This is a genomic window from Nakamurella alba, assembly GCF_009707545.1.
GTDB lineage: Bacteria > Actinomycetota > Actinomycetes > Mycobacteriales > Nakamurellaceae > Nakamurella > Nakamurella alba.
In genome coordinates this window covers 978,336-998,474 of record NZ_WLYK01000001.1, presented here as the reverse complement: position 1 = coordinate 998,474, position 20,139 = coordinate 978,336, and the positions used below count along the sequence as shown (strand labels likewise).

The 20,139-nt window shown below is 71.9% G+C and carries 20 protein-coding genes; 5 read left to right on the top strand and 15 right to left on the bottom strand.

The window, feature by feature from the left end; all coding sequences use genetic code 11:
- Positions 1 to 168 precede the first annotated feature (168 nt).
- The 8 genes from GIS00_RS04400 to GIS00_RS29250 form a co-directional block, all read right to left on the bottom strand.
- Positions 169 to 1,332: a hypothetical protein gene (locus GIS00_RS04400; RefSeq protein ID WP_154767091.1), complete on the bottom strand. Its 1,164-nt coding sequence runs from the start codon at positions 1,330 to 1,332 to the stop codon at positions 169 to 171.
- A 116-nt stretch (positions 1,333 to 1,448) separates the two neighbouring features.
- Positions 1,449 to 2,870, bottom strand: coding sequence for a M20/M25/M40 family metallo-hydrolase (locus GIS00_RS04395; protein ID WP_154767090.1), 1,422 nt, complete (start codon positions 2,868 to 2,870; stop codon positions 1,449 to 1,451).
- A 174-nt stretch (positions 2,871 to 3,044) separates the two neighbouring features.
- Positions 3,045 to 4,139: an SIS domain-containing protein gene (locus GIS00_RS04390; protein ID WP_196073109.1), complete on the bottom strand. Its 1,095-nt coding sequence runs from the start codon at positions 4,137 to 4,139 to the stop codon at positions 3,045 to 3,047.
- A gap of 751 nt (positions 4,140 to 4,890) precedes the next feature.
- Positions 4,891 to 5,862 carry a GTPase Era gene (gene era, locus GIS00_RS04385; protein WP_407666741.1) on the bottom strand — a complete coding sequence of 324 codons (972 nt, stop codon included), beginning with the start codon at positions 5,860 to 5,862 and terminating at the stop codon, positions 4,891 to 4,893.
- Positions 5,856 to 6,200 (bottom strand): cytidine deaminase, encoded by a 345-nt coding sequence (locus GIS00_RS04380; protein WP_322097487.1) that lies wholly within the window; start codon positions 6,198 to 6,200, stop codon positions 5,856 to 5,858. The genes era and GIS00_RS04380 overlap by 7 nt, the downstream gene beginning before the upstream one ends.
- Positions 6,197 to 7,639 (bottom strand): hemolysin family protein, encoded by a 1,443-nt coding sequence (locus tag GIS00_RS04375; protein ID WP_154767088.1) that lies wholly within the window; start codon positions 7,637 to 7,639, stop codon positions 6,197 to 6,199. The genes GIS00_RS04380 and GIS00_RS04375 overlap by 4 nt, the downstream gene beginning before the upstream one ends.
- An 8-nt stretch (positions 7,640 to 7,647) precedes the next feature.
- On the bottom strand, positions 7,648 to 8,208 hold the full coding sequence (ybeY, locus tag GIS00_RS04370) for an rRNA maturation RNase YbeY (RefSeq protein ID WP_154767087.1): 561 nt from the start codon (positions 8,206 to 8,208) through the stop codon (positions 7,648 to 7,650).
- A complete protein-coding gene (locus tag GIS00_RS29250; RefSeq protein ID WP_154767898.1) occupies positions 8,205 to 10,301 on the bottom strand; it encodes a PhoH family protein in 2,097 nt (698 codons plus the stop codon). Before GIS00_RS29250 ends, ybeY begins: the two co-directional genes overlap by 4 nt.
- A 350-nt stretch (positions 10,302 to 10,651) precedes the next feature.
- Between GIS00_RS29250 and GIS00_RS04360 the strand changes: the two genes are divergently transcribed.
- The 3 genes from GIS00_RS04360 to GIS00_RS04350 are packed head-to-tail and all read left to right on the top strand — an operon-like array spanning position 10,652 to position 12,781.
- Positions 10,652 to 11,368 (top strand): MerR family transcriptional regulator, encoded by a 717-nt coding sequence (locus GIS00_RS04360; RefSeq protein ID WP_154767086.1) that lies wholly within the window; start codon positions 10,652 to 10,654, stop codon positions 11,366 to 11,368.
- Positions 11,328 to 12,326: a hypothetical protein gene (locus tag GIS00_RS04355; protein ID WP_230312772.1), complete on the top strand. Its 999-nt coding sequence runs from the start codon at positions 11,328 to 11,330 to the stop codon at positions 12,324 to 12,326. Before GIS00_RS04360 ends, GIS00_RS04355 begins: the two co-directional genes overlap by 41 nt.
- Positions 12,323 to 12,781 carry an ABA4-like family protein gene (locus GIS00_RS04350; protein ID WP_196073188.1) on the top strand — a complete coding sequence of 153 codons (459 nt, stop codon included), beginning with the start codon at positions 12,323 to 12,325 and terminating at the stop codon, positions 12,779 to 12,781. The genes GIS00_RS04355 and GIS00_RS04350 overlap by 4 nt, the downstream gene beginning before the upstream one ends.
- On the opposite strand, the gene GIS00_RS04345 is transcribed toward GIS00_RS04350, so the two are convergent.
- The 4 genes from GIS00_RS04345 to hrcA all read right to left on the bottom strand — a co-directional run bounded on the left by GIS00_RS04345 (position 12,774) and on the right by hrcA (position 16,624).
- Entirely contained in the window at positions 12,774 to 13,571 is a 798-nt protein-coding gene (locus GIS00_RS04345; RefSeq protein ID WP_322097486.1) for an alpha/beta hydrolase family protein, read from the bottom strand. The two genes, GIS00_RS04350 and GIS00_RS04345, sit on opposite strands and share 8 nt — an antisense overlap.
- Positions 13,568 to 14,314 carry a 16S rRNA (uracil(1498)-N(3))-methyltransferase gene (locus GIS00_RS04340; RefSeq protein WP_154767895.1) on the bottom strand — a complete coding sequence of 249 codons (747 nt, stop codon included), beginning with the start codon at positions 14,312 to 14,314 and terminating at the stop codon, positions 13,568 to 13,570. Before GIS00_RS04340 ends, GIS00_RS04345 begins: the two co-directional genes overlap by 4 nt.
- 53 nt (positions 14,315 to 14,367) lie before the next feature.
- Positions 14,368 to 15,510: a molecular chaperone DnaJ gene (gene dnaJ / locus GIS00_RS04335; protein WP_322097484.1), complete on the bottom strand. Its 1,143-nt coding sequence runs from the start codon at positions 15,508 to 15,510 to the stop codon at positions 14,368 to 14,370.
- A 91-nt stretch (positions 15,511 to 15,601) separates the two neighbouring features.
- Positions 15,602 to 16,624 (bottom strand): heat-inducible transcriptional repressor HrcA, encoded by a 1,023-nt coding sequence (gene hrcA, locus GIS00_RS04330; protein ID WP_154767084.1) that lies wholly within the window; start codon positions 16,622 to 16,624, stop codon positions 15,602 to 15,604.
- Positions 16,625 to 16,821: 197 nt separating this feature from the next.
- On the opposite strand from hrcA, the gene GIS00_RS04325 reads away from it, so the two are divergent.
- On the top strand, positions 16,822 to 17,709 hold the full coding sequence (locus tag GIS00_RS04325) for an alpha/beta fold hydrolase (RefSeq protein ID WP_322097483.1): 888 nt from the start codon (positions 16,822 to 16,824) through the stop codon (positions 17,707 to 17,709).
- Positions 17,710 to 17,801: 92 nt separating this feature from the next.
- The gene (locus tag GIS00_RS04320; protein ID WP_154767083.1) at positions 17,802 to 18,116 is read left to right on the top strand and encodes a type II toxin-antitoxin system VapB family antitoxin; all 315 of its coding nucleotides are present in this window, start codon (positions 17,802 to 17,804) and stop codon (positions 18,114 to 18,116) included.
- Between the two features lie 25 nt (positions 18,117 to 18,141).
- Here the strand turns inward: GIS00_RS04320 and hemW are convergent, their stop codons facing one another.
- The 3 genes from hemW to GIS00_RS04305 all read right to left on the bottom strand — a co-directional run bounded on the left by hemW (position 18,142) and on the right by GIS00_RS04305 (position 20,103).
- Positions 18,142 to 19,359: a radical SAM family heme chaperone HemW gene (gene hemW, locus GIS00_RS04315; protein WP_154767082.1), complete on the bottom strand. Its 1,218-nt coding sequence runs from the start codon at positions 19,357 to 19,359 to the stop codon at positions 18,142 to 18,144.
- Positions 19,360 to 19,454: 95 nt separating this feature from the next.
- Positions 19,455 to 19,736 carry a hypothetical protein gene (locus GIS00_RS04310; RefSeq protein WP_154767081.1) on the bottom strand — a complete coding sequence of 94 codons (282 nt, stop codon included), beginning with the start codon at positions 19,734 to 19,736 and terminating at the stop codon, positions 19,455 to 19,457.
- Positions 19,737 to 19,797: 61 nt separating this feature from the next.
- Entirely contained in the window at positions 19,798 to 20,103 is a 306-nt protein-coding gene (locus GIS00_RS04305; RefSeq protein WP_154767080.1) for an antibiotic biosynthesis monooxygenase family protein, read from the bottom strand.
- Between the last annotated feature and the right edge of the window lie 36 nt (positions 20,104 to 20,139).

Sequence of the window (20,139 nt, the reverse complement as noted above, 5' to 3'; positions counted from 1 at the left end):
TCCGGCGGGCGTCAGGCCAGGGGCACGGGCGATGTCCGGCGCGGTGTTTCCCGGGCGGGATCGAGGCGGTGGTCGAGTCGTCGGGCCCGGCGTCGCCCGGGAGGGACAGGTGTCCGGAGGCATCGGTGTCCGGAGGTATCGGCGTCCGGACACCCGTGTCGGGAGGGATCAGTGTCCGGGGAACTCGTGGCCGCGGTGGGAGAACAGGTCGTCGTCCTGGTCCCCGTCGGCACGGTCGGCCGCCGCGGGTTCCTGGTCGGACAGACCGAGGTCGCCGGCGTCGGAGAGGTCGGACAGGTGGTCGGGTGCCGCCGGCCCGTCGGACTCCTGCTGCTCGTCGGTCGCCCAGGCCGGGCCAGACTCCGGGACCCAGCCCGTCTCCGGGACCCAGCCGGAGCTCGTGGTTCCGCCCGCGGTGAGGTCGATCGGTCCGGTGTCTGCCTGTGCGCCGCCACCGGAGTCCGGCAACCCGACCGGTCCGGTCGTCGCGTCGGCCGGCTCCCTGACGCCGCCAGGGACGGTCGAAGCGACGTCGCCGTCCGGGAAGGTGTCGGCAGCCGAGGCGGGATCAGTAGCAGGCTCGGTGTCGACGGCAGGCTCGGTCACGTCCGGCGCGGTGTACTCCGTCGCCCCGGTCGGCGGCTCGGTGCCGTCGGTCGGCGCTTCGGGTGCCGCCGACTCCGGCACCCACCCGGCGTCGGAGGTAGCCGGCGGGCCCGTAGCCGGATCGACGTCCGCGGCGGTCCCCTGCCCGGGAGCCACGCCGGCCGCACTCGTACCGGCCGCGGCCGACAGAACGGCGCCGGACCCCGGCGGGGCGGCGGACTCCCCACGCGCCCGCAGATCCGCCATCGACACGCGGGTGCCCCGCCCGGAGTGCCGCGACCGCCGGCGTTCGATCAGCTGCTGCAGGGTCGCGGCGACGGCGAGGCCTCCGGTGAGGAGGATGGCCAACGGCAACCAGCGTGCCGCGGACGGCGTGCCCGCCGCCGTCCCGGTCCCGGCGAGGCGCACCTGGGCCGGGTCGGAGGCCAGGTACTGCACCGCGATACGCCGGCCCTCCGGGTACCCGCACGCGTCCATCGTTGCGCGGACCACCGGGTCGGTGCCGGCGATGTCGACGACCGTGCCCTCCCCGCCCGGGCAGGCCGGGGACGACACCACGACCGCGTAACCGTCGACCGGGTCGGCGGAGATCGGGTCGGTCTGCGACCGGAGGGTCCACCACCAGATGCCGAGGCCGATCGCTGCGACCAGCAGCACCACGACGCCGATCAGCACCCACGGCACCCGTCGCGTCGAACGCGCCTCGGGTGCACCGTGTCTGCCCATGTGCGGATCATGGCACAGGGGCTGGTCAGCGGGCCGTCAGCACGCCGGGAGCGGTCGGAACGGCCGCACGACCGGGTGACCGGCCCAGTGAGCCGCGACGGGTCCGGTCGGCGGGATCAGGCCTCCCGCAGACCTTCCCGGCCGATGGCGGCGAGTCCGGCGTACATGTACGCGGTGGCCTCGCACCCCTTGATCAGCCGGTCGACGGCGGTCTTCTCGTTCGGCGCGTGGATCTGGTCATCGTCCAGCATCACGCCGAGGAACACCAGCGGCGCGTCCATCGACGCGGCCAACTGCGCCTCTGGACCGGATCCGCCTTCCCGGGTCAGCAGCACGGTGTCGGTGTCGAACGCCAGCCCGACCGCTGCTCGGGTGGCCTGGGTCGCCGGATGGGTGGTCGACACGTGCACCGGTGCCACACCCGCACCCTCCCACTCCATGGTCACCTCGATACCGGGACTCGCTGCGCCTTCGAGGAACTCGCTCACCAACCGCTGGATCGTGGCCGGGTCCTGATGTCCGACCAGCCGGAAGCTGAGCTTGGCGTACGCGTCCGTCGGCACGATGGTCTTGCCACCAGGACCGGTGTAGCCACCCCACATCCCGTTGATCTCCGCGGTCGGCCGGATGCCGATCCGCTCCAGGGTGCTCCAGCCCTCCTCGCCGACCGCCGCCCGCGAGGACGCCGGGCCGGACAGGAACGCCGACTCGTCGAACGGCAGCGCGGCCGTCGCCGCGCGCTCCTCCGGCGTCGGCTCGATCACGCCGTCGTAGAAGCCGGGGACGGTGATGCGGTGGTCGGCGTCGTGCAGGGACGCCAGGATCCGGGCCATCTCGGTGAGCGGGTTCGGCACCGCACCGCCGAAGACGCCGGAGTGCAAATCGATGTCGGGCCCGTGCACGTGCAGTTGACCGCCGACCAGACCTCGCATGCCGACGCAGATCGACGGGGTGCCGGCGCCGAACAGACCGGTGTCGGAGACGACGATGACGTCCGTCTCCAGCTGGTGCCGGTGCGACTCGAGCAGCTCGGCGATGTGCGCGGACCCGGACTCCTCCTCGCCCTCGACCAGCAGGGTGAGATCGACGGCCGGGGCGGTGCGCCCGGTGGCGGCAAGATGCGCCTGCACCCCGAGCAGGTGCATCGCGATGTTGCCCTTGTCGTCGCTGGCCCCGCGGCCGTACAGCACCCCGTCCTCGATCGTCGGCTCGAACGGCGGATGGATCCACCGTGCGGCCGGGTCCTCGCTCGGCTCCGCCGGCTGGACGTCGTGGTGGCCGTACACGGTGACCCGCACCGCGTCCGGATCACCGGACGGCCAATGCGCCCAGACGGCCGGCAGCGCCGGTCCTTCGTCCCAGACCTCCACCTGCGGGAAGCCGCTCTGCCGCAACCACTCCGCGAGGTAGTGGGCGGAGGCGGCCACGTCGCCGTGGTGGCCGGGGTCGGCGCTCACCGAGGGGATCCGGAGCCAGTCCTGCACCTTGTCCAGCCACTGCGCGGCGCCCTCGGCCACCGCTTCCCTTTCGCGCGTCATGACCTCCACGCTAGGGCAAGGGTGATGGGTGGGTGGCGACCGTGTCAGGCCGCGGTGGCCGTGTTCCGTCGTGACGATTCTCGATGCATCACGGTTGCCGGTGGTTGCGGTCGTCAGCGGTCCCGGTGTTCACGGTCGCGGTCGCGGTCGCAGTCATCAGTGGGGTCGAGGTCGTCAGTGGGTGGCAGTGACCTTGTTCAGTCCGACCGGGCGGTCCGGGTCCATGCCGAGCTCAAGGGTGGTGCTGACAGCGAGTTGCTGCCCGCGGACCACCAGCGGCACCACCGCCAGCGCCTCCCCGAGCCCACCGGCGACCGGCAGCCCGACCGCCGACGGCAGCCCGGACAGCAGCTCCGGCGCCCCGATGGCGATCACCGGTGATCCCAGATCCGATGCCGCGGAGGCGGTGTCGAGCACGTCACCGAGCACCGGCCCGTCGGCGCCGTAGGCGACGACCAGCACCTCGGGTGAGGCAACGGTCAGCGGTCCGTGCAGGAAGTCGGCACTGGAGTACCCCTCGTGCACCCGCCGGGTGGTCTCCTTCGACTTCAGCGCACCTTCCAGTGCTGCGGCGTAGGTCAGGCCGCGCGCCAGGTGGATGCCGACCTTGTGATCCCGGGCGAGAGCCGCGGCGTCCTCCACGGCGGCGGTGTCGTCCAGGACGCCGGCCACCACCTCGGCGAGCCGATTCCATGCCGTCGCGCCTCCCGTCCACCGGTCCATGTCGGCACCGTCGGGCGCCACGGCCTCGGCGAGCAGGGTGACCAGGGCCAGTTGACCGGTCACCGTCTTGGTCGCCGGGACGGCGATCTCGGACCCGGTGCCGACCGACAGGGTCACGGCGGACGCGGCGGCCAGCGGGGAGTCGTCGTGATTGGTCACGGCCACGACAGTCGCGCCTCGGGATGCGAGATGCTCGGCCACCGTGACGATCTCCGGTGTGCGGCCGGACTGGGACAGCGCAACGGCCAGATGGTTCCGGGCCCGCAGCTCCCGGTGGTACCGGGTGACCAGACTCGGCGCGACGAGGCTGACCGGCAACCCGGTGGCCAGCTCCAGCAGGTACCGCGCGTGCACAGCGACGTTGTCGCTGGAGCCCCGCGCGATCAGCGAGATCCCGCCGAGCTCCTCCCGGTCCCGCGGCAGCGCCGCCCGGATCCGTTCGATCTCGACGTCCCGACGACCGGCGATGCCGGCCAGCACCGCCGGCTGTTCGGCCATCTCCGCAGCCACCCACCGGCCCGGACCGGCATCGATCACCGACGACATGACAGCCTCCCTTCTGCTCGTTGTTGCGCACATCGTAGCTCAATCGAGCATATTTGTGCACTGTCTGATCAGTTGCGAGCAGGAGCTGCGGCGCAGCCTTGCCATCGGGTCACTGTTGGCCGGCGACACCAACCCCGACACCCATGGTCTCCATTCGTTGGCCCTCCTGCCGGTCGTGAGACGGCTTTCGGGCCAGGGAATGCCTGCGCCGCAGGGAATCCCACCCTTCCGTGCTGAAGACGGAACCACCCGGCCACTCGGTGGCCGTTGCGCTACAACAGATGTCGCCAGACGGACCGGAAGTCGAAAATCCCGCCGGAAGATGCCCTCCCCGGCCCCACCACGACACCAACCGACACCCGACGACCCGACCCGGCGGCCACGGACCCCTGTCCAGGCGGCAGCGGTAGAACCTGACCACCAGCGCACCGACAGCCAAGAGCCTTCCCGGGCCGTTGCGCTACAACAGATGTCGCCAGACGGACCCGGAGTCGAGAACCCCGCCGGAAGATGCCCTCCCCGGCCCCACCACTACAGGACCGACGCCCAGCCAGCGACCGGCCACCAACGGCACCCTGTCCAGGCAACATTGAACCGACCACCTCGACGCGGATCCGGACGTCGCAAGCCACAACCTGACCCGGCCGACAACGACACCCTGTCCAGGCAGTGGTAGAACCCGACCACCTCAGCAACGGACAGCCGGCAACCATCGTCTGCAGCAACCCGACACAACCGCCTGGAGGAAGACCTACTGCGGGTCGAACCCGAGCTTGCGGAGTTGCTTGGGGTCGCGCTGCCAGTCCTTGGCGACGCTGATGTGCAGGCTCAGGTACACCCGCTGCCCGAGGAGCTTCTCGATCTGCAGGCGGGAGCGCCGGCCGACCTCACCGAGCCGGGATCCCTTGCGGCCCAGCACGATCGCCTTCTGTGAGTCGCGCTCGACGTAGATGGTCGCGTAGATGTCGGTCATCGGGGAGTTCTCCGGGCGGCCCTCGCGCGGTCCCATCTCGTCGACCAGCACGGCCAGCGAGTGGGGCAGCTCGTCGCGCACCCCGTCCAAGGCGGACTCCCGGATGATCTCGGAGATCATGGTCTCGACCGGCTCGTCGGTGACCTCACCGTCCGGGTAGAGACGGGGGCCCTCCGGCAACCGGGCGATCATCAGGTCGGCGAGCAGCCCGACCTGCTCCTGCCGCACCGCGGACACCGGGACGATCTCGGCGAACTCCCGCACCTCGGAGAGCAACAGCAGCTGGGCGGCGATCTGGTCGGCGGAGGCCTTGTCGGTCTTGGTGATCACGCCGATCACCGGCGTCCGGCCGGCCTGCTCGGCGATCTCGGCGGCGATCCGCCGGTCCCCCGGCCCGACCTTCTCGTCGGCGGGCACGCAGAAGCCGATGACGTCCACGTCGCTCCAGACGGACCGGACCAGGTCGCCGAGCCGCTCGCCGAGCAGGGTGCGCGGCTTGTGCATCCCCGGGGTGTCGACGACGACCATCTGCGCGTCGTCGCGGGTGATGATCCCGCGCACCGCACGCCGGGTGGTCTGCGGCTTGTCCGAGGTGATCGCGACCTTCTGGCCGACCATCGCGTTCAGCAGGGTGGACTTGCCGGCGTTCGGCCGGCCGACGAAACAGGCGAAGCCGGACCGGTGCGGCTGCTCCGGAGCAGCGTCCGGCGTAGCGGTGTCGGAACCCGGACCGGCAGGGGCGTTCACCACGTCAGGGTCTCACCGATCGCGCCGTCCGGCCCCACGGCGATCAGCAGCGGCGCCGACATGTCCCGGGCGGCAGCGATCGATACCTCATCCGCGGAGGTGCTGCCGAACAGCACCACGGCCTCCAGTTCCTCCGCCCCGGAGGCCACCGCCGTGGCCACCGCGGCCTGGACCGCGGTGAGTGAGAACGAGGGCAGCCGGACGGTCGCCGCCGCATAGGTGCGTCCGTCCTGGTCGCGCACCGCGGCCCCCTCGGCCGCGCCGGCCCGGCCGCGGGCACCCTTGGCCAGGGTCACCAACTTCTCGTCCTCCGCCGGGAGGGAGGCGGGCTGTGCGGTCACCGATGCACCTTCTCGTCCTCGCCGCTGCGGGACGACCGCCCGCGCGACGTGCTGTCCGCCGCGGCACGCTCGCCGCGGCTGTTCTCCTGATCGGCGGGGTGGCCGCGTCGCCCACCCTCGTCCGTGTCGCCCGCCTCGTCGTCGTCGGTCTCCCCGTCGTCCTCCGGCTCCAGCCGCCGGACGAGCAGGGACTGGACCCGCGGCCGGCCGCGCCGGTCGGTACCCGCTTCGCCGAGCAGGTGCAGGCCGTTGATCTCGGCCTCCGCCCCGGCCAGCGGCACCCGGCCCAGCAACTGCGCGAAAAGGCCGCCGACCGTCTCGACGTCCTCGGCGGGCAGTTCGACGTCGAAGACATGGCCGAGGTCCTCGACGGGCAGCCGGGCACTGACCCGGACCACCCCGTCCTCCAGGTGCTCGATCGGTTCGCGGGCGTCCTGGTCGTACTCGTCGGTGATCTCGCCGACGATCTCCTCCAGGATGTCCTCGATGGTGATGATGCCGGCGGTGCCGCCGTACTCGTCGACCACGATGGCGAAGTGCGTGCGGTCGCGCTGCATCTCGCGCAGCAGGTCGTCGACGTCCTTGGACTCCGGGACGAACACGGGCGAGCGCATGACGTCGACCAGATCGGGACCGCGATCCGCCGGGTCCAGGCTCATGGTGCGGGCGATCAGGTCCTTGACCTGCACCACGCCCAGCACGTCGTCGACGTCCTCCCCGACCACCGGGATTCGGGAGAAGCCGGAGCGGGTGGCCAGCTGCAGCGCCTGCCGCGGCGACTTCCCGGATTCGATCCAGACCACCTCGGTGCGCGGGACCATCACCTCGCGGGCGATGGTGTCGCCGAGATCGAAGACGCTCTGCAGCATCTCCCGTTCGTTCTCCTCCACCACGCCCCGGTCCCCGGCCATGGTCAGCAGCTCGCGCAGCTCGATGTCGGAGGAGAACGGCCCCTCGCGGAAGCCGCGGCCCGGGGTGATCGCGTTGCCGAGCAGGATCAGCAGCCGGACCACCGGGGCCAGTACACGTCCGAAGGCGCGGGTGGGGCCGGCGGCCCGCAGCCCGACCGGGTACGGGTGCTGCCGGCCGAGGGTGCGGGGCAGCACGCCGATCACCACGTAAGTGAGCAGCAGCATCACCAGTACCACCACAACCGCGACCAGCCAGTGGAATCCCCAGGTGGACAGCGCCACCGCGGTGACCAGCACGGTCGCGGTGAGCTCCGCCCCGACCCGCAGGAGCAGCAGCAGGTTGGTGAAACGCGGCTTGTCGTGGGCGATCTCGAGCAGCGAGGCGGCTCCGCGCCGACCCTCCCGCTGCATCTCCTCCACCCGGGCGGCCGAGACCATGCTGATCGCCGCGTCGGCAGCGGCGAACAGACCCGCGATCGGGATCAGCGCCGCCGCGACGATCAGCAGGGTGATGTCGAGGGCGTCCATCGCGGCGGTCAGCTCTCGCCGGGACCGCGGGCGGGCGCGGGGGCACCCATCTCCGCGGCATCGAGCACGGCGGCATCCACCTCGGTGAGCCGGCGCCGGCGCTCGGCATCGGCGCGGTTCTCCCGCCAGCCGTCCAGCAGGTCGTTCTGCAGCCGGAACATCTCGCGTTCCTCGGCCGGCTCGGCATGGTCGTAACCGAGCAGGTGCAGGATGCCGTGCACCGTGAGCAGGTGCAATTCGTCGTCGAGCGAGTGCCCGGCCTGGGATGCCTGGTCCGTCGCGACCGCCGGGCACAGCACGACGTCACCGAGCAGCGCCGGGCCGGGTCCCGACTCGTCGGGGCGGCGGGCGGTGTCCAGCTCGTCCATCGGGAAGCTCATGACGTCGGTCGGGCCCGGCTCGTCCATCCACTTCACGTGCAGGTCGGTCATCGCCTCGACGTCGACCAGCAGCAGGGACAGCTCGGCCAGCGCGTTGATGCCCATCCGGTCGAGGGCGAACCGGGACACCGCGATCAGCGAGGTCTCGTCCACCTCCACCCCGGACTCGTTGGCGACCTCGATCGTCATCGGGCACCGCCCCGGTGCTGCTGCTGGCCGCGGCCGTAGAACCGGTTCTGCCGCTCACCGCCGGGCCCCTGGCCGGGTGGTGGTTGTCGGTCATCCCACTTCGCGTACGCGTCCACGATCGCCCCGACCAGCTGGTGGCGCACCACGTCGGCGCTGGTCAACGTCGAGAAGTGCACGTCGTCGATGTCCTCGAGGATCTCCCGCACCACTTGCAGCCCGGACCGCTGGCCGCCCGGCAGGTCGACCTGGGTGACGTCGCCGGTCACCACGATCTTGCTGCCGAACCCGAGCCGGGTGAGGAACATCTTCATCTGCTCCGGCGTCGTGTTCTGCGCCTCGTCCAGGATGATGAACGCGTCGTTCAGCGTGTTGTGGGTGACCAGGAAGTCGTCCGTCACGTACAGCGAATCTTCGGCCGCGACCTGGATGCACAGGGTGTCCATCACACCCAGCGGTTCGATCCGGTCGACGAACCGCATCGGGCGACCGCCACCGGATCGCTCGTAGAGCGCCGTCTTGCGCGCGAGCCGGAACGGGGCAACACCGGACGGCAGCCGGATGTCGAGCAGATGGGCGTCGTGCAGGTAGCCGACCGGTCGACCGTTGGCCAGGCCCGGCTTCCGGCCCTCGGCCTTCCGGACCCGCCGGTAGCTGACGCCGCCGAGTGATCGCACGAGGTACTCGACGTCGTCCGCGAGCCGCGGCGAGGTGGTCGTGTACTGCACCCGACAGGAACGCGCGATCTGGGTGACAGGTCCGCCGTCGGTGTCCAGCAGTCCCTGGAGCACGGCGAGCCGCACCTGCGCCGAGTTCTGCAGATAGCATTCCGGGACGAACTTCGTCGCCGAGCGGGCCCCGGCCAGCCCCAGCTCCCGGACGATCGCCGTCACCGGGTTCGCCAGCCGCAGACCGGCGCGGGCACCGTTGCGGTTCCGCAGCACCCAGTCGTCATCGGCCTTGTGGGTGACCTGGACGTCCAGAGGTTCCAGCGCGTCCTGCAGCGCCACGGCGAGCTCAGGGTCGTTGGTGGCGAACGAAGGCGTTGTCGAGGTGGTGATGCAGCCGTCACCGAGCAGCAGGCCGAGGGCGTACGGGTCCATCGGTACCGGCTGGGCAACTTGCTGTGCCGGGGCCATCATCGGCAGCTCGTACCGCCGGACATACCCCCTCCGGAGGTTGCCGATCATGTCCGCCGTCGTCAGGGTCCGGGAACGGCCGCGGCGCTTGTCCTCCGGTGTGCGGACGGTCCAGAGGTGCTCGCCGCAGGCGATCGTGCTGGAGCCGTCCTGCGCGGTGACCCGGTAGACCTCGCGTTCGCCCTGCGGGTACACGCCGAGCACGGGGGTGGGCTCGCCGTTCGAGCCGATGACCAGATCGCCGACCTGCAGACTGCCGATGGGCCGGAAACCCTCCGGCGTCAGCACCTTCGCGTCGTACGGTTGCGCGCGGCCACGCATGTATGCCAGGGGCGCGACCTCGATGGTGCCGGCGGCCATCAGGCGCGGGATGGACTCGGGATCGAGCATGTCGTGCAGCGCGTCGTAGAGCGGGCGCAGGTAGGGGTCGATCTTGTCGGACAGAGTTCCGGGCAGGTAGCCGAGCCGCTCGCCCGCCTCCACCGCCGGCCGGGTCAGGATGATCCGGGTGATCTGCTTGGCCTGCAACGCCTGTACGGCCTTGGCCATCGCCAGGTAGGTCTTGCCGGTACCGGCCGGGCCGATGCCGAAGACGATGGTGTTCTCGTCGATCGCGTCGACGTAGCGCTTCTGGTTCACCGTCTTCGGCCGGATGGTGCGGCCGCGCCGGGACACGATGTTCAGGCCCAGCACCTGCGACGGCGACTCCCCCGCCGCGGCCCCCGCCGTGGAGGCGGGGGTGCTCAGCATGCCGATGGTGCGCCGCACGGCGTCCGGGGTGAGCAGCGCTCCGCCCTCCTGCAGGGACAGCAGCTCGCGCACCGACCGCTCGGCCAGCGCGACGTCGGCGGCGGCACCGCGCAGGGTGATCCGGTTGCCGCGGACGTGCACGTCGGCGGCAAGACCGTCCTCGAGAGCACGGAGGTTGACGTCGCGGGAGCCCAGCAGGCCGACCATCGCCCGCTCGTCAGAAATGACGATGGTGGAGGTGGTGGAGTCCGCGGCCGTCGTTCCCGCAGTTCCCGGGTCAGCGGCAGAGGCGGCCGGCCCGTCCGCCGGGTCCGGGGCGTCACCCCGGGCCGACTCCGCAGCTGACACGGCGGCCACGGCCGCCTTTGCCGAAGCGATGGCGGCTGATGGTTTGTCCGGCACGGGCTGCGTGGCCTGCTTCCTTGATGTCCTGCGCGGGTGGCTGTCCTGTACCAGCGCTGCTGTTCCCAGTTTACGACGCACCCACGACAGCGGTCAGGCGCATTTCGTTCCATCAGATAGTGGACAGTGCCGCTATCGATAGCTACGGTATCCATATGCGGATGGGCGAACTCAGCAGCACCACCGGCGTCCCGGTGGCGACCATCAAGTTCTACCTGCGCGAGGGACTGCTGCCGGCCGGCACCGCGACCGCCCGCAACCAGGCCGACTACACCGACGAGCACGTCCGGCGACTGCGACTGGTGCGGGCGCTGCTCGGGGTCGGCGGCATGTCGCTGGCCGAGGTGCGGGAGGTCGTCGACGTCGTGCAGGACCGGTCCCGCCCGGTGCTGGAGATGCTCGGCACCATGCAGACCCATCTGGTCGCACCGGGATCGGCCGGGGTCGGCACCGATCCGTCCGCTGCCGCACTGGAGACCGTCGACCGGCTGGCGGCCGAGAAGGACTGGACCGACTACCCCGGTGATCCCAACCGGCTGCGCCTGGCCGGTCTGCTCGACACCTGGTCCCAACTCACCGATCGCGACCCCGCCGTGCTGCTGCGCGGGTACGCGGCCGCCGCCGAACTGGTGGCGGAGGCCGACCAGGAGCTCGTCCGCTCGGTCGTCCCGGAACGCGACGCGATGGTCGACACCGCCGTCGTCGGAACGGTTCTGGGCGACGCCATGTTCGCCGTCCTGCGCCGGATCGCCCAGGTGCAGGTCTTCGCCAAGCACTTCCCGCGCCCGGAAACCGGGCCGGACACCCTACCGTCACCGGAAGAAGGTCGTGATGAGCGTCTTCACCCCGTTCCGCCAGGATCCGATCGATAAGTCCACCGGCACAGGCGGTCCCGGCCGCGGAGCCCGGCATCTCCCGCTGCGGCTGCTGGCCGCCGCCGACCTGGTGATCGTCATCGGCGCCCTGGTCGGGATGATCGTCGACGACCGCGAGCTGGTCGGCCTGAACATCTGGGACAAGCCGATGAAGTTCGCGCTGTCCATCCTGATCTACGCCGTGACCTGGGCCTGGCTGATCGAGCAGCTGCCCCGGTTCCGCCGGATCGCCTGGTGGTCCGGCACGATCGCCGCGGTCTTCCTGGCTGTGGAGATGGTGGTGATCGTCGGGCAGACGTTCCGGATGACCACCAGCCACTTCAACGTCGCGACACCGTTCGACACCGCCGCGTGGAGCCTGATGGGTGCGTCCATCGCGGTGGTGTGGGGCGCGACGCTGGTGCTGAGCGTGCTGCTGTTCCGGGTGCCCGGCGCCGATCGCGCCCGCACCGTTGCCATCCGCTGGGGCGCGCTGATCGCGCTGGTCGGCATGGCTCTCGGGTTCCTGATGACCAGCCCGACCGCCCAGCAGCTGGCCGCCGCCGAGGGCGGCGCCCCGATGGACATCGTCGGCGCGCACACCGTCGGCGTACCGGACGGCGGCCCCGGCCTGCCGATCCTCGGCTGGAGCACGGTGGCCGGCGACCTGCGCATCCCGCACTTCCTGGGAATGCATGCGCTGCAGCTGATCCCGATCGTGCTCATCCTGCTCGAACTGCTCGCCCGGCGCGGGGTGCGGCAGCTGCGGTCCTCCGACACCCGGCGCCGCCTCGTGCATGTCGCCGCGATCGGCTGGTCGGCGGTCATTGGCATCACGACATGGCAGGCCCTGCGCGGACAGTCGATCGTCCGCCCGGACGGACTCACGCTCGCCGCGCTCGGCATCACGGTGATCGGCGTGGTCGTCGCCGCGGCCGCCGTGCTGCGGGTCGGCCGGACGCGGGTGACCGCGTGACCGGCACCCTGTTCGCGGTGACATTCCCGCTGGCCGTGCCGTTCTGGCTGATGATGATCGTGCTGCCGACCTGGCGCTGGACCGAGCGGATCGTCGGGTCGCCGTGGATCGCGCTGCCGCCGCTGGTCATCTACGCGACGGTCGTGCTCCCGCACTTCGGCGACTTCTGGGCGGTCATGTCGAGCCCCTCGCTGGACGGACTGCGGGAGCTGCTCGGGACGGCGAAGGGCGCGGCGGCGATCTGGGCCCAGTTCATCGCCTTCGACCTGCTCATCGGCGCGTGGATGTACCGGGACGCGCGGCGCCGCGGGGTGTCCCCGCTGCTGATGGCGCCGGTGCTGCTGTTCACCATCGTGCTGTCGCCGCTCGGCCTGCTGCTCTACCTGGTGCTGCGTACCACCGGCGCCGCACGCATCGCCCCGGCCCGGCTCACCGACACAGCAGCTTTCAGATGAGCTGCAGCAGCGAGTCCCGGCTGACCTGCCAGCCGATGTGGCCGGGGTCCACCAGATCCATGTGGCTCACCCCGGACAGTGCCACCAGCCGGGCCGGGTCACCGGCGGCGACCGCGGCATCGACGTAGCGGCGCGACTGCTCGATCGGCACCACGTCGTCGTCCTCGCCGTGCACGCACACCACCCTGGCCCCGTCGCCGACGTGGGCGATCGGGGACGAGTGGTGGTAACGCTGCGGTACCGAACCGCCGGAGCCGTCCATCAGGTCGTCGACCGCGCCGTCGCCGAGATGCTGGGCGGAGGCCAGCTTCAGGTCGAGCACCCCGGCCTGGGACACCGCTCCCCGCAACGGGATCCACGGGGTGGTGTTGTCGATGCTGCCCGCAGTGCCGGCCCGCAGGGTCCGGCGGTGGGTCAGCCAGGTGGCGAGCTGACCACCGGCCGAATGACCGACCGCCGCCACCCGGTCCAGCCGGAGCCGACCCTGGGCGAGATCCTGTCCCACGGTGCCGATCTGGTCGACCGCCCGAGCCACGTCGGCCATCGTGGTGGGCCAGCCGCCGCCGGCGCCGACCCGCCGGTACTCGACCGCGACCGCGGCCACGCCGTAGGCCGTCAGGTCCTCGGCGAGCGGATCGGCCAGCTCGATGCCGTGCTTCGTGCGCCAGAACCCGCCGTGCACCACCACTGCGACAGGCAGGAAGTTGCCCGGCGGCAGGTAGATCCGGGCGAACTGGCTGGGGTGGTGGCCGTAGCGGAACTCCCCCACCTGCAATCCGGTGACGGTCACGAGGTGCTCCCCCAGCGGTCGGTCAGTGCGCCGAGGGCGCCCAGCGCCACGGCGGCCGCGGTCGAGGTGCGCAGCACCTCCGGTCCCAGCCGGGTCGCCACCGCACCCTCGGCGGTGAACAGCTCGAGTTCCTCCGGCGAGATCCCGCCCTCCGGGCCGACGATCAACACCAGCTCGCCGGCCGCGGGCAGCTCCACCGCGGGCAACGAGTGGGTCGCCGCCTCGTGCAGCACCAGGGCCAGGTCCGCGGCGCGGATCAGCTCGGCCACCGCTGCGGACCCCACCGGTGCGGCGACGGTCGGCACGAAGGTCCGCCGGGACTGCTTCGCGGCCTCCCGCGCCACCGTGCGCCACTTCTCCGCACCCTTGACGGCCTTGTCGCCGACCCACCGCGCGACACAGCGTTGCGCCGCCCACGGCACCAGCGCGTCGACGCCCGCCTCGGTCGCGAGATCGACGACCAGGTCGGATCTCTCGCCCTTCGGCAGGGCCTGCACCAGGGTGACCCGGACGGTCGGTGCCGCCGTCGTGCGGTGCGCGCCGACCAGCAGGTCGACGCCCTGACCGGAGACACCGCGCACCTCGGCCGCCGCCCAAGTGCCACGGCCGTCGGTCAGCACCAGACGTTCACCGGCCCGCATCCGGCGGACGGTCGCCGCGTGCCGGCCCTCGGCACCGCCGAGGTGTCCCGGGCCGGGTGCCGGCAACGGGTCGGCCAGGAAGAACGGCACGCCCGGGAACAGCTGCGACGGAGCCGCTGCGGCACCGGACGTGCTCGGATCGGGATGCAGGATCGTCACCGACCCGCGAGCGAATCCCGGATGCGGGAGAAGATGCCGCCGTGCGCCCGGGCGGACAGCTCCGGCTGCTCCTCGCCGCGCAGGGTCGCCAGCTCGCGCAGCAGCTCGGCCTGCCTGCCCTCCACCTTGGTCGGGGTGACGACCTCGATGTGCACGTGCAGGTTGCCGGTGCCGCTGCCGCGCAGCCGCGGCATGCCCTGGCTCCGCAGGGAGATGACGGTGCCGGACTGGGTGCCGGGCTGGATGTCCAGATCCTCGACGGACTGCAGGGTCTCCAGCGACATCGACGTCCCCAGGGCGGCCGCGGTCATCGGCACCTGGACGGTGCAGTGCAGGTCGATGCCCTCCCGGGTGAACCGGTCGTGGGCAAGCTCGCGCACCTCGACGTAGAGGTCACCCGGGGCGCCGCCGCCGGGACCGACCTCGCCCTGGCCGGCCAGCCGCACCCGGATGCCGTCGCCGACACCGGCCGGGATGTTCGCCCGGACGGTGCGGCGGGACCGCACCCGACCGTCGCCGCCGCACTGCCGGCACGGCTCCGGGATGACCTCGCCGTAGCCGCGGCAGACCGGGCAGGGGCGGGAGGTGACGACCTGGCCGAGCAGCGACCGCTGGATCTGCTGGATCTCGCCGGCCCCCTTGCAGGTGTCGCAGGTGACCGGGCTGGTGCCCTCCGCACAGCCGGAACCGTGGCAGACGCTGCACAGCGTCGCGGTGTCGACCAGGATGTCCTTGGCGACGCCGGTCGCGCACTCCTCGAGGGTCAGCTCGACCGGGATCAGCGCGTCGTCGCCGGGCCGGACCCGGGAGCGCGGCCCGCGGGAGCGCATCCCGCCGCCGCCGAAGAACGCGTCCATGATGTCGCCGAGTCCGACACCGGCTCCGCCGAACGGATCCCCGCCGCCACCACCGCCACCGCCGGGTGCGAGCGGATCGCCACCGAGGTCGACGACCTGCCGCTTGGCCGGGTCGGACAGCACCTCGTAGGCCGCCGTGACGTCCTTGAACCGCTGCTGCGCGGCCGGGTCCGGGTTGACGTCCGGGTGCAGCTCGCGCGCCAGCTTGCGGTACGCCCGCTTGATCTCGTCCGGTCCGGCGTTCTTCGCCACCCCGAGCAGGCCGTAGTAGTCCCGTGCCACCTGATCAACTCCGCTTGTCGTTCGTCCGCTTGTGGTTCGTGCCCGGCCGGGTGCGTCGCGCGCCCGGGGCCGTCCGTCGTGTCCGGCCCGGTCAGCCGCCGGACACGATCTCGCCGACGTAGCGGGCGACCGCCCGCACCGCGGCCATCGTGCCGGGGTAGTCCATCCTGGTCGGTCCCACGACGGCCAGGCCGCCCATCACCAGGTTGTTGCTGCCGTAGCCGGCCGAGACCAGCGCCGACGTGGACAGGTTGATGTCGTCGTGCTCCCGACCGATGGACACCATCACCGCGTCCGGGGCCTCCAGCACGGCCAGCAGCTTGAGCAGCGTGACCTGCTCGTCCAGCGCCTCCAGCACCCCGCGCAGCGAATCGGGCTGGTCGGCCCAGGCCCCGGTCACGTGCGAGGTCCCGGACAGCACCAGACGCTCGCCCGGGTGCTCCACCAGCGCGTCCAGCAGCACCCCGGTGACCGCGGTGACGGTCGGCCGGAGCTCCGGCGGCGCCAGGTCGGCCAGGCCGCGGAGCGCGCCGGATGCCTCCGAGAAGTGCCGGCCGGTGACGTTCGCGGCGAGCAGGGTGCGCAGGCCGCCGACCAGTTCGTCGGTGACCGGTTCGCCGGTCTCCGCGATCCGCTGCTCCACCCGGCCGGTGTCGGCGATGACCACCAGGAGCAGTCGGGTCGGCCCGAGCGCGACCACCTCGACGTGCCGCACCACCGAGCGGGTCAGCGTCGGGTACTGCACGACCGCGACCTGGCGGGTGAGCTGGGCCAGCAGCCGGACCGAACGGCGCAGCACGTCGTCCAGGTCGACGCTCTCGGCCAGGAAGGACTGGATCGCCCGGCGCTCGCCGGGGCTCATCGGCTTGACCTGGGACAGCCGGTCGACGAACAGGCGGTAGCCCTTGTCGGTGGGGATGCGGCCGGCGGAGGTGTGCGGCTGCGCGATGTAGCCCTCGTCCTCCAGCACGGCCATGTCGTTGCGGATGGTCGCCGGCGAGACGCCGAGGCTGTGCCGCTCCACCAGCGCCTTCGATCCCACGGGCTCGTGGGTGGCGACGTAGTCGGCCACGATGGCGCGCAGCACCTCGAACCGCCGGTCCTCCGCCGACATCGTCCCCACCTCCCTGTGTTCTCGCCGTCGCGCTCCGCTGCTCCATCCGGCCGGGCACCGATTGGCACTCACGACCTCCGTCTGCCAAGTGTAGGTCGCCCGGGACCGGGTCCGTGGCGCCCGCGCCGTTCGGCGTGCGCCACCCGGTCGGTTGACCTCCCTGCACACCGGTGACCAGCGGGAACTAAGTTGAGTGCGTGTCCATCACCCTCGACGAGCAGCTGCTCGACATCGGCCCGGTCCGGTTGAACTACCAGGTGATGGGTCCGGAGGACGGCCCGCCGATGCTGCTGGTGATGGGCCTGGGCAGCCAGATGGTGGCGTGGCCGGAGAAGTTCTGCCGGATGCTCGTCGACCAGGGTCGGCGGGTGATCCGGTTCGACAACCGCGACATCGGCCGGTCGACGCATCTCGACGGGCTCCCCGGATCCCCGCTGCGGGTGTTCGCCGGGGCGGCGCCGGCCTACCGGATCAGCGACATGGCGCGGGACGCGATCGCCCTGGTCGAGAGGCTCGCGCCGGGCGGCGTCGACGTCGTGGGGATCTCGATGGGCGGGATGATCTCCCAGTCGGTCGCGGCGCTGCGGCCGGACCTGGTGCGCAGCCTGACCTCGCTGTGCTCGACCTCGGGAGCCCGGGGCGTCGGTGGTGCGACGCCCCGGCTGGTCCTGCGCACCCTGCTGCAGAAGCAGGTCCGGACCGAGCAGGAGCGGATCGAGCAGGCCGTCGGCATGCAGCGGGCGCTGAGCGGTGGCGGGTTCCCGTTCGACGAGGAGCTGGTGCGCGCCTCCGCGGCCTGGGCGTACCGACGGGGCTACGACCCGGTCGGCGTCAGCCGGCAGCTCTGTGCCGTGATCACCGCCCCGGACCGCACCGCCGCACTGTCCCGGCTGCGCATCCCGACCCTGGTGGTGCACGGCGCCGCCGATCCGTTGATCGACGTCTCAGGTGGCCGGGCGACCGCTGCGGCGATCCCCGGGTCCCGCTACGTGGAGGTGGCCGGCATGGGTCACGAGCTGCCGGAGGCCTTGTGGCGGCAGCTCACCGACGACATCGGATCGGTGGCCGACAGCGCCGCCCGCTGACCCGGAGTGCCGGATCCGTTCCCGGCGTCACCTTTTCCGGTCGTCGCGCTCCGCTACCCTGTGGTGGCACGAGCGACCGGAGGGCCTTCGCGATGATCTTCAAGGACGTGCGCGCGGGGCGTCCCTACCCCGACCACGGACTGTCCATGCGGGACTGGGCACGGATCCCGCCCCGGCAGATCCGGTTGGACGAACTGGTCACCACCAAGCGCGAACTCCGGCTGGACACCCTGCTCGACGAGGACTCCACCTTCTACGGGGACCTCTTCCCGCACGCGGTCGCCTGGAACGGCGACGTCTACCTGGAGGACGGCCTGCACCGTGCGCTGCGCGCCGCTCTCCAGCAGCGCACCGTGATCCACGTCCGGGTGCTGGATCTCGAGCACCTGCGCGGCCTGGGCACCTGAACGCGGCTGCAGAACAGCAAGCCCGTCAGGGCATCAGCCGCACGGCCAGGCCGTCGGCCAGCAGCCGCCCGCGCAGCGTCAGCACCGCCCGGCCGGCGGCGAGCGCGTCCGGCTCCAGCAGTCCCTCGGTCACCGCCGTCGCGGCCTCGGCGCGGCCGGCGTCGTCCAGCACGTCCAGCGGCAGCCCCTCGGCCAGCCGCAGCCGGAGCAGGATGTCCTCGGTCCGGCGGGCCGCGTCGTCGAGCACCTCGCGCGAGTGCGCCGGCGAACGTCCGGCCGCGAGCGCGGTGGCGTACGCGTGCGGGTGCTTGACGTTCCACCAGCGGACCCCGCCGACATGGGAGTGCGCGCCCGGCCCGATCCCCCACCAGTCGCCGCCCCGCCAGTAGGCCAGGTTGTGCCGGCACCGCGCCGGGTCGTCCGCGGCCCAGTTCGACACCTCGTACCAGTGCAGACCCGCTGCCGTCATGGCCTTCTCGGCCATCAGGTAGCGGTCCGCCAGCACCTCGTCGGTGGTCTCGGCGTACTGCCCGGAGCGCACCTGCCGCGCCATCCGGGTGCCCGGCTCGACGATCAGCGAGTAGGCGGACACGTGGTCGGCGCCGGACCCGGTCGCCGCGGCCAGTGACTCGGCGAACTGGGTGTCGGTCTCGCCGGGGGCGCCGTAGATGAGATCCAGGTTCACGTGCCGGAAGCCGGCCGACCGGGCCTGCGCCACGACCTGCAGTGCTCGGCCCGGGGTGTGCTTCCTGTCCAGCACCGCCAGCACGCCGGGCGCGGTGGACTGCATACCCAGCGACAGCCGGGTGTAGCCGGCGGCGAGCAGGCCGTCCAGCAGCCCCGGATCCGTGGACTCCGGGTTCGCCTCGGTGGTGACCTCGACATCCGATGTCAGACCGAATCTCTCGCGCACCGCAGCGAGCAGTCCGCCCAGCATGTCCGCGCCGACCAGCGACGGTGTGCCACCGCCGACGAAGACCGTCGACACCGGCCGGTCCGGCCCGAGAACCTTCGCCGCCAGCTCGATCTCGGCCAGCGCCGCGGTGTACCAGGACTGCGGCGAGGAGCTGCTGCCGAGCTCGCCCGCCGTGTAGGTGTTGAAATCGCAGTACCCGCACCGCGTCGCGCAGAACGGGACGTGCAGGTAGAAGGACAAGGTGCGGCCCCCCGCGCCGGCGTAGGCCTGGTCGGGCAGCGAACCGTCCGGCGGGACCGGTTCCCCCTCGGGCAGGGTGGACGGCATCGCTCAGCGCCAGAGCGCGACGATCAGGGCGACGGCGACCATCGCCACCAGGGCGATGCTCATCCAGCGACGGGTGACCTGCGGCAGCGGCTTGCTCATGCGGACCGGCCGACCTGTTCCTCCGGCGTCCCGGTCACCGGCACCTCGGCGGCGCGGCGCAGCGACGGGTGGGTGGCGGCCAGCCGCGCCTCCCGGCGGGTGTGCGGCCAGAGGATCTTCTCCACCAGCCGGTCGACGAGACCGGCCACCAGGAACAGCAGCGGGATCAGCACGCCGAGCACGATCGGCACCTGCACCCAGAAGGACTGCCCGGCGATCCAGGACTCGGCGGAGTCGACCGCGGACTTCACGCCGGACCACAGATCGGAGAAGCTCACCCCTCCAGGGTAGGTGAGGAACCGACCTGCCCTGCTCCGTTCCGACTCCGGCCCGGGGTCGTCAGCCCTTGCCGGAGCGGCTGACGACCTCGAACTCCAGCAGCGCCGAACCGGTGGCGACGGGACGCGCCCGCTCCCCGGCGTGCGCCTCCCGGGCGCTGCCGTTCGACCAGGCCTGGAAGTCCTCCTCGGTCGCCCACCGGGTGTACACGAAGTACCGGCTCTCCCCCGCCGTCGGGCGCAGCAGGCAGAACTCCTCGAACCCGGGGGCATTGTCGACCGCGCCCAGACGGGCGGCGAACCGCTTCTCCAATTCGGGGCCGGCGCCCTCGGGGACCTCGATCGCGTTGATCTTCACCACGGACATGAGCCCACCCTAACCGGTTCGACCGAGCAGTCCGCG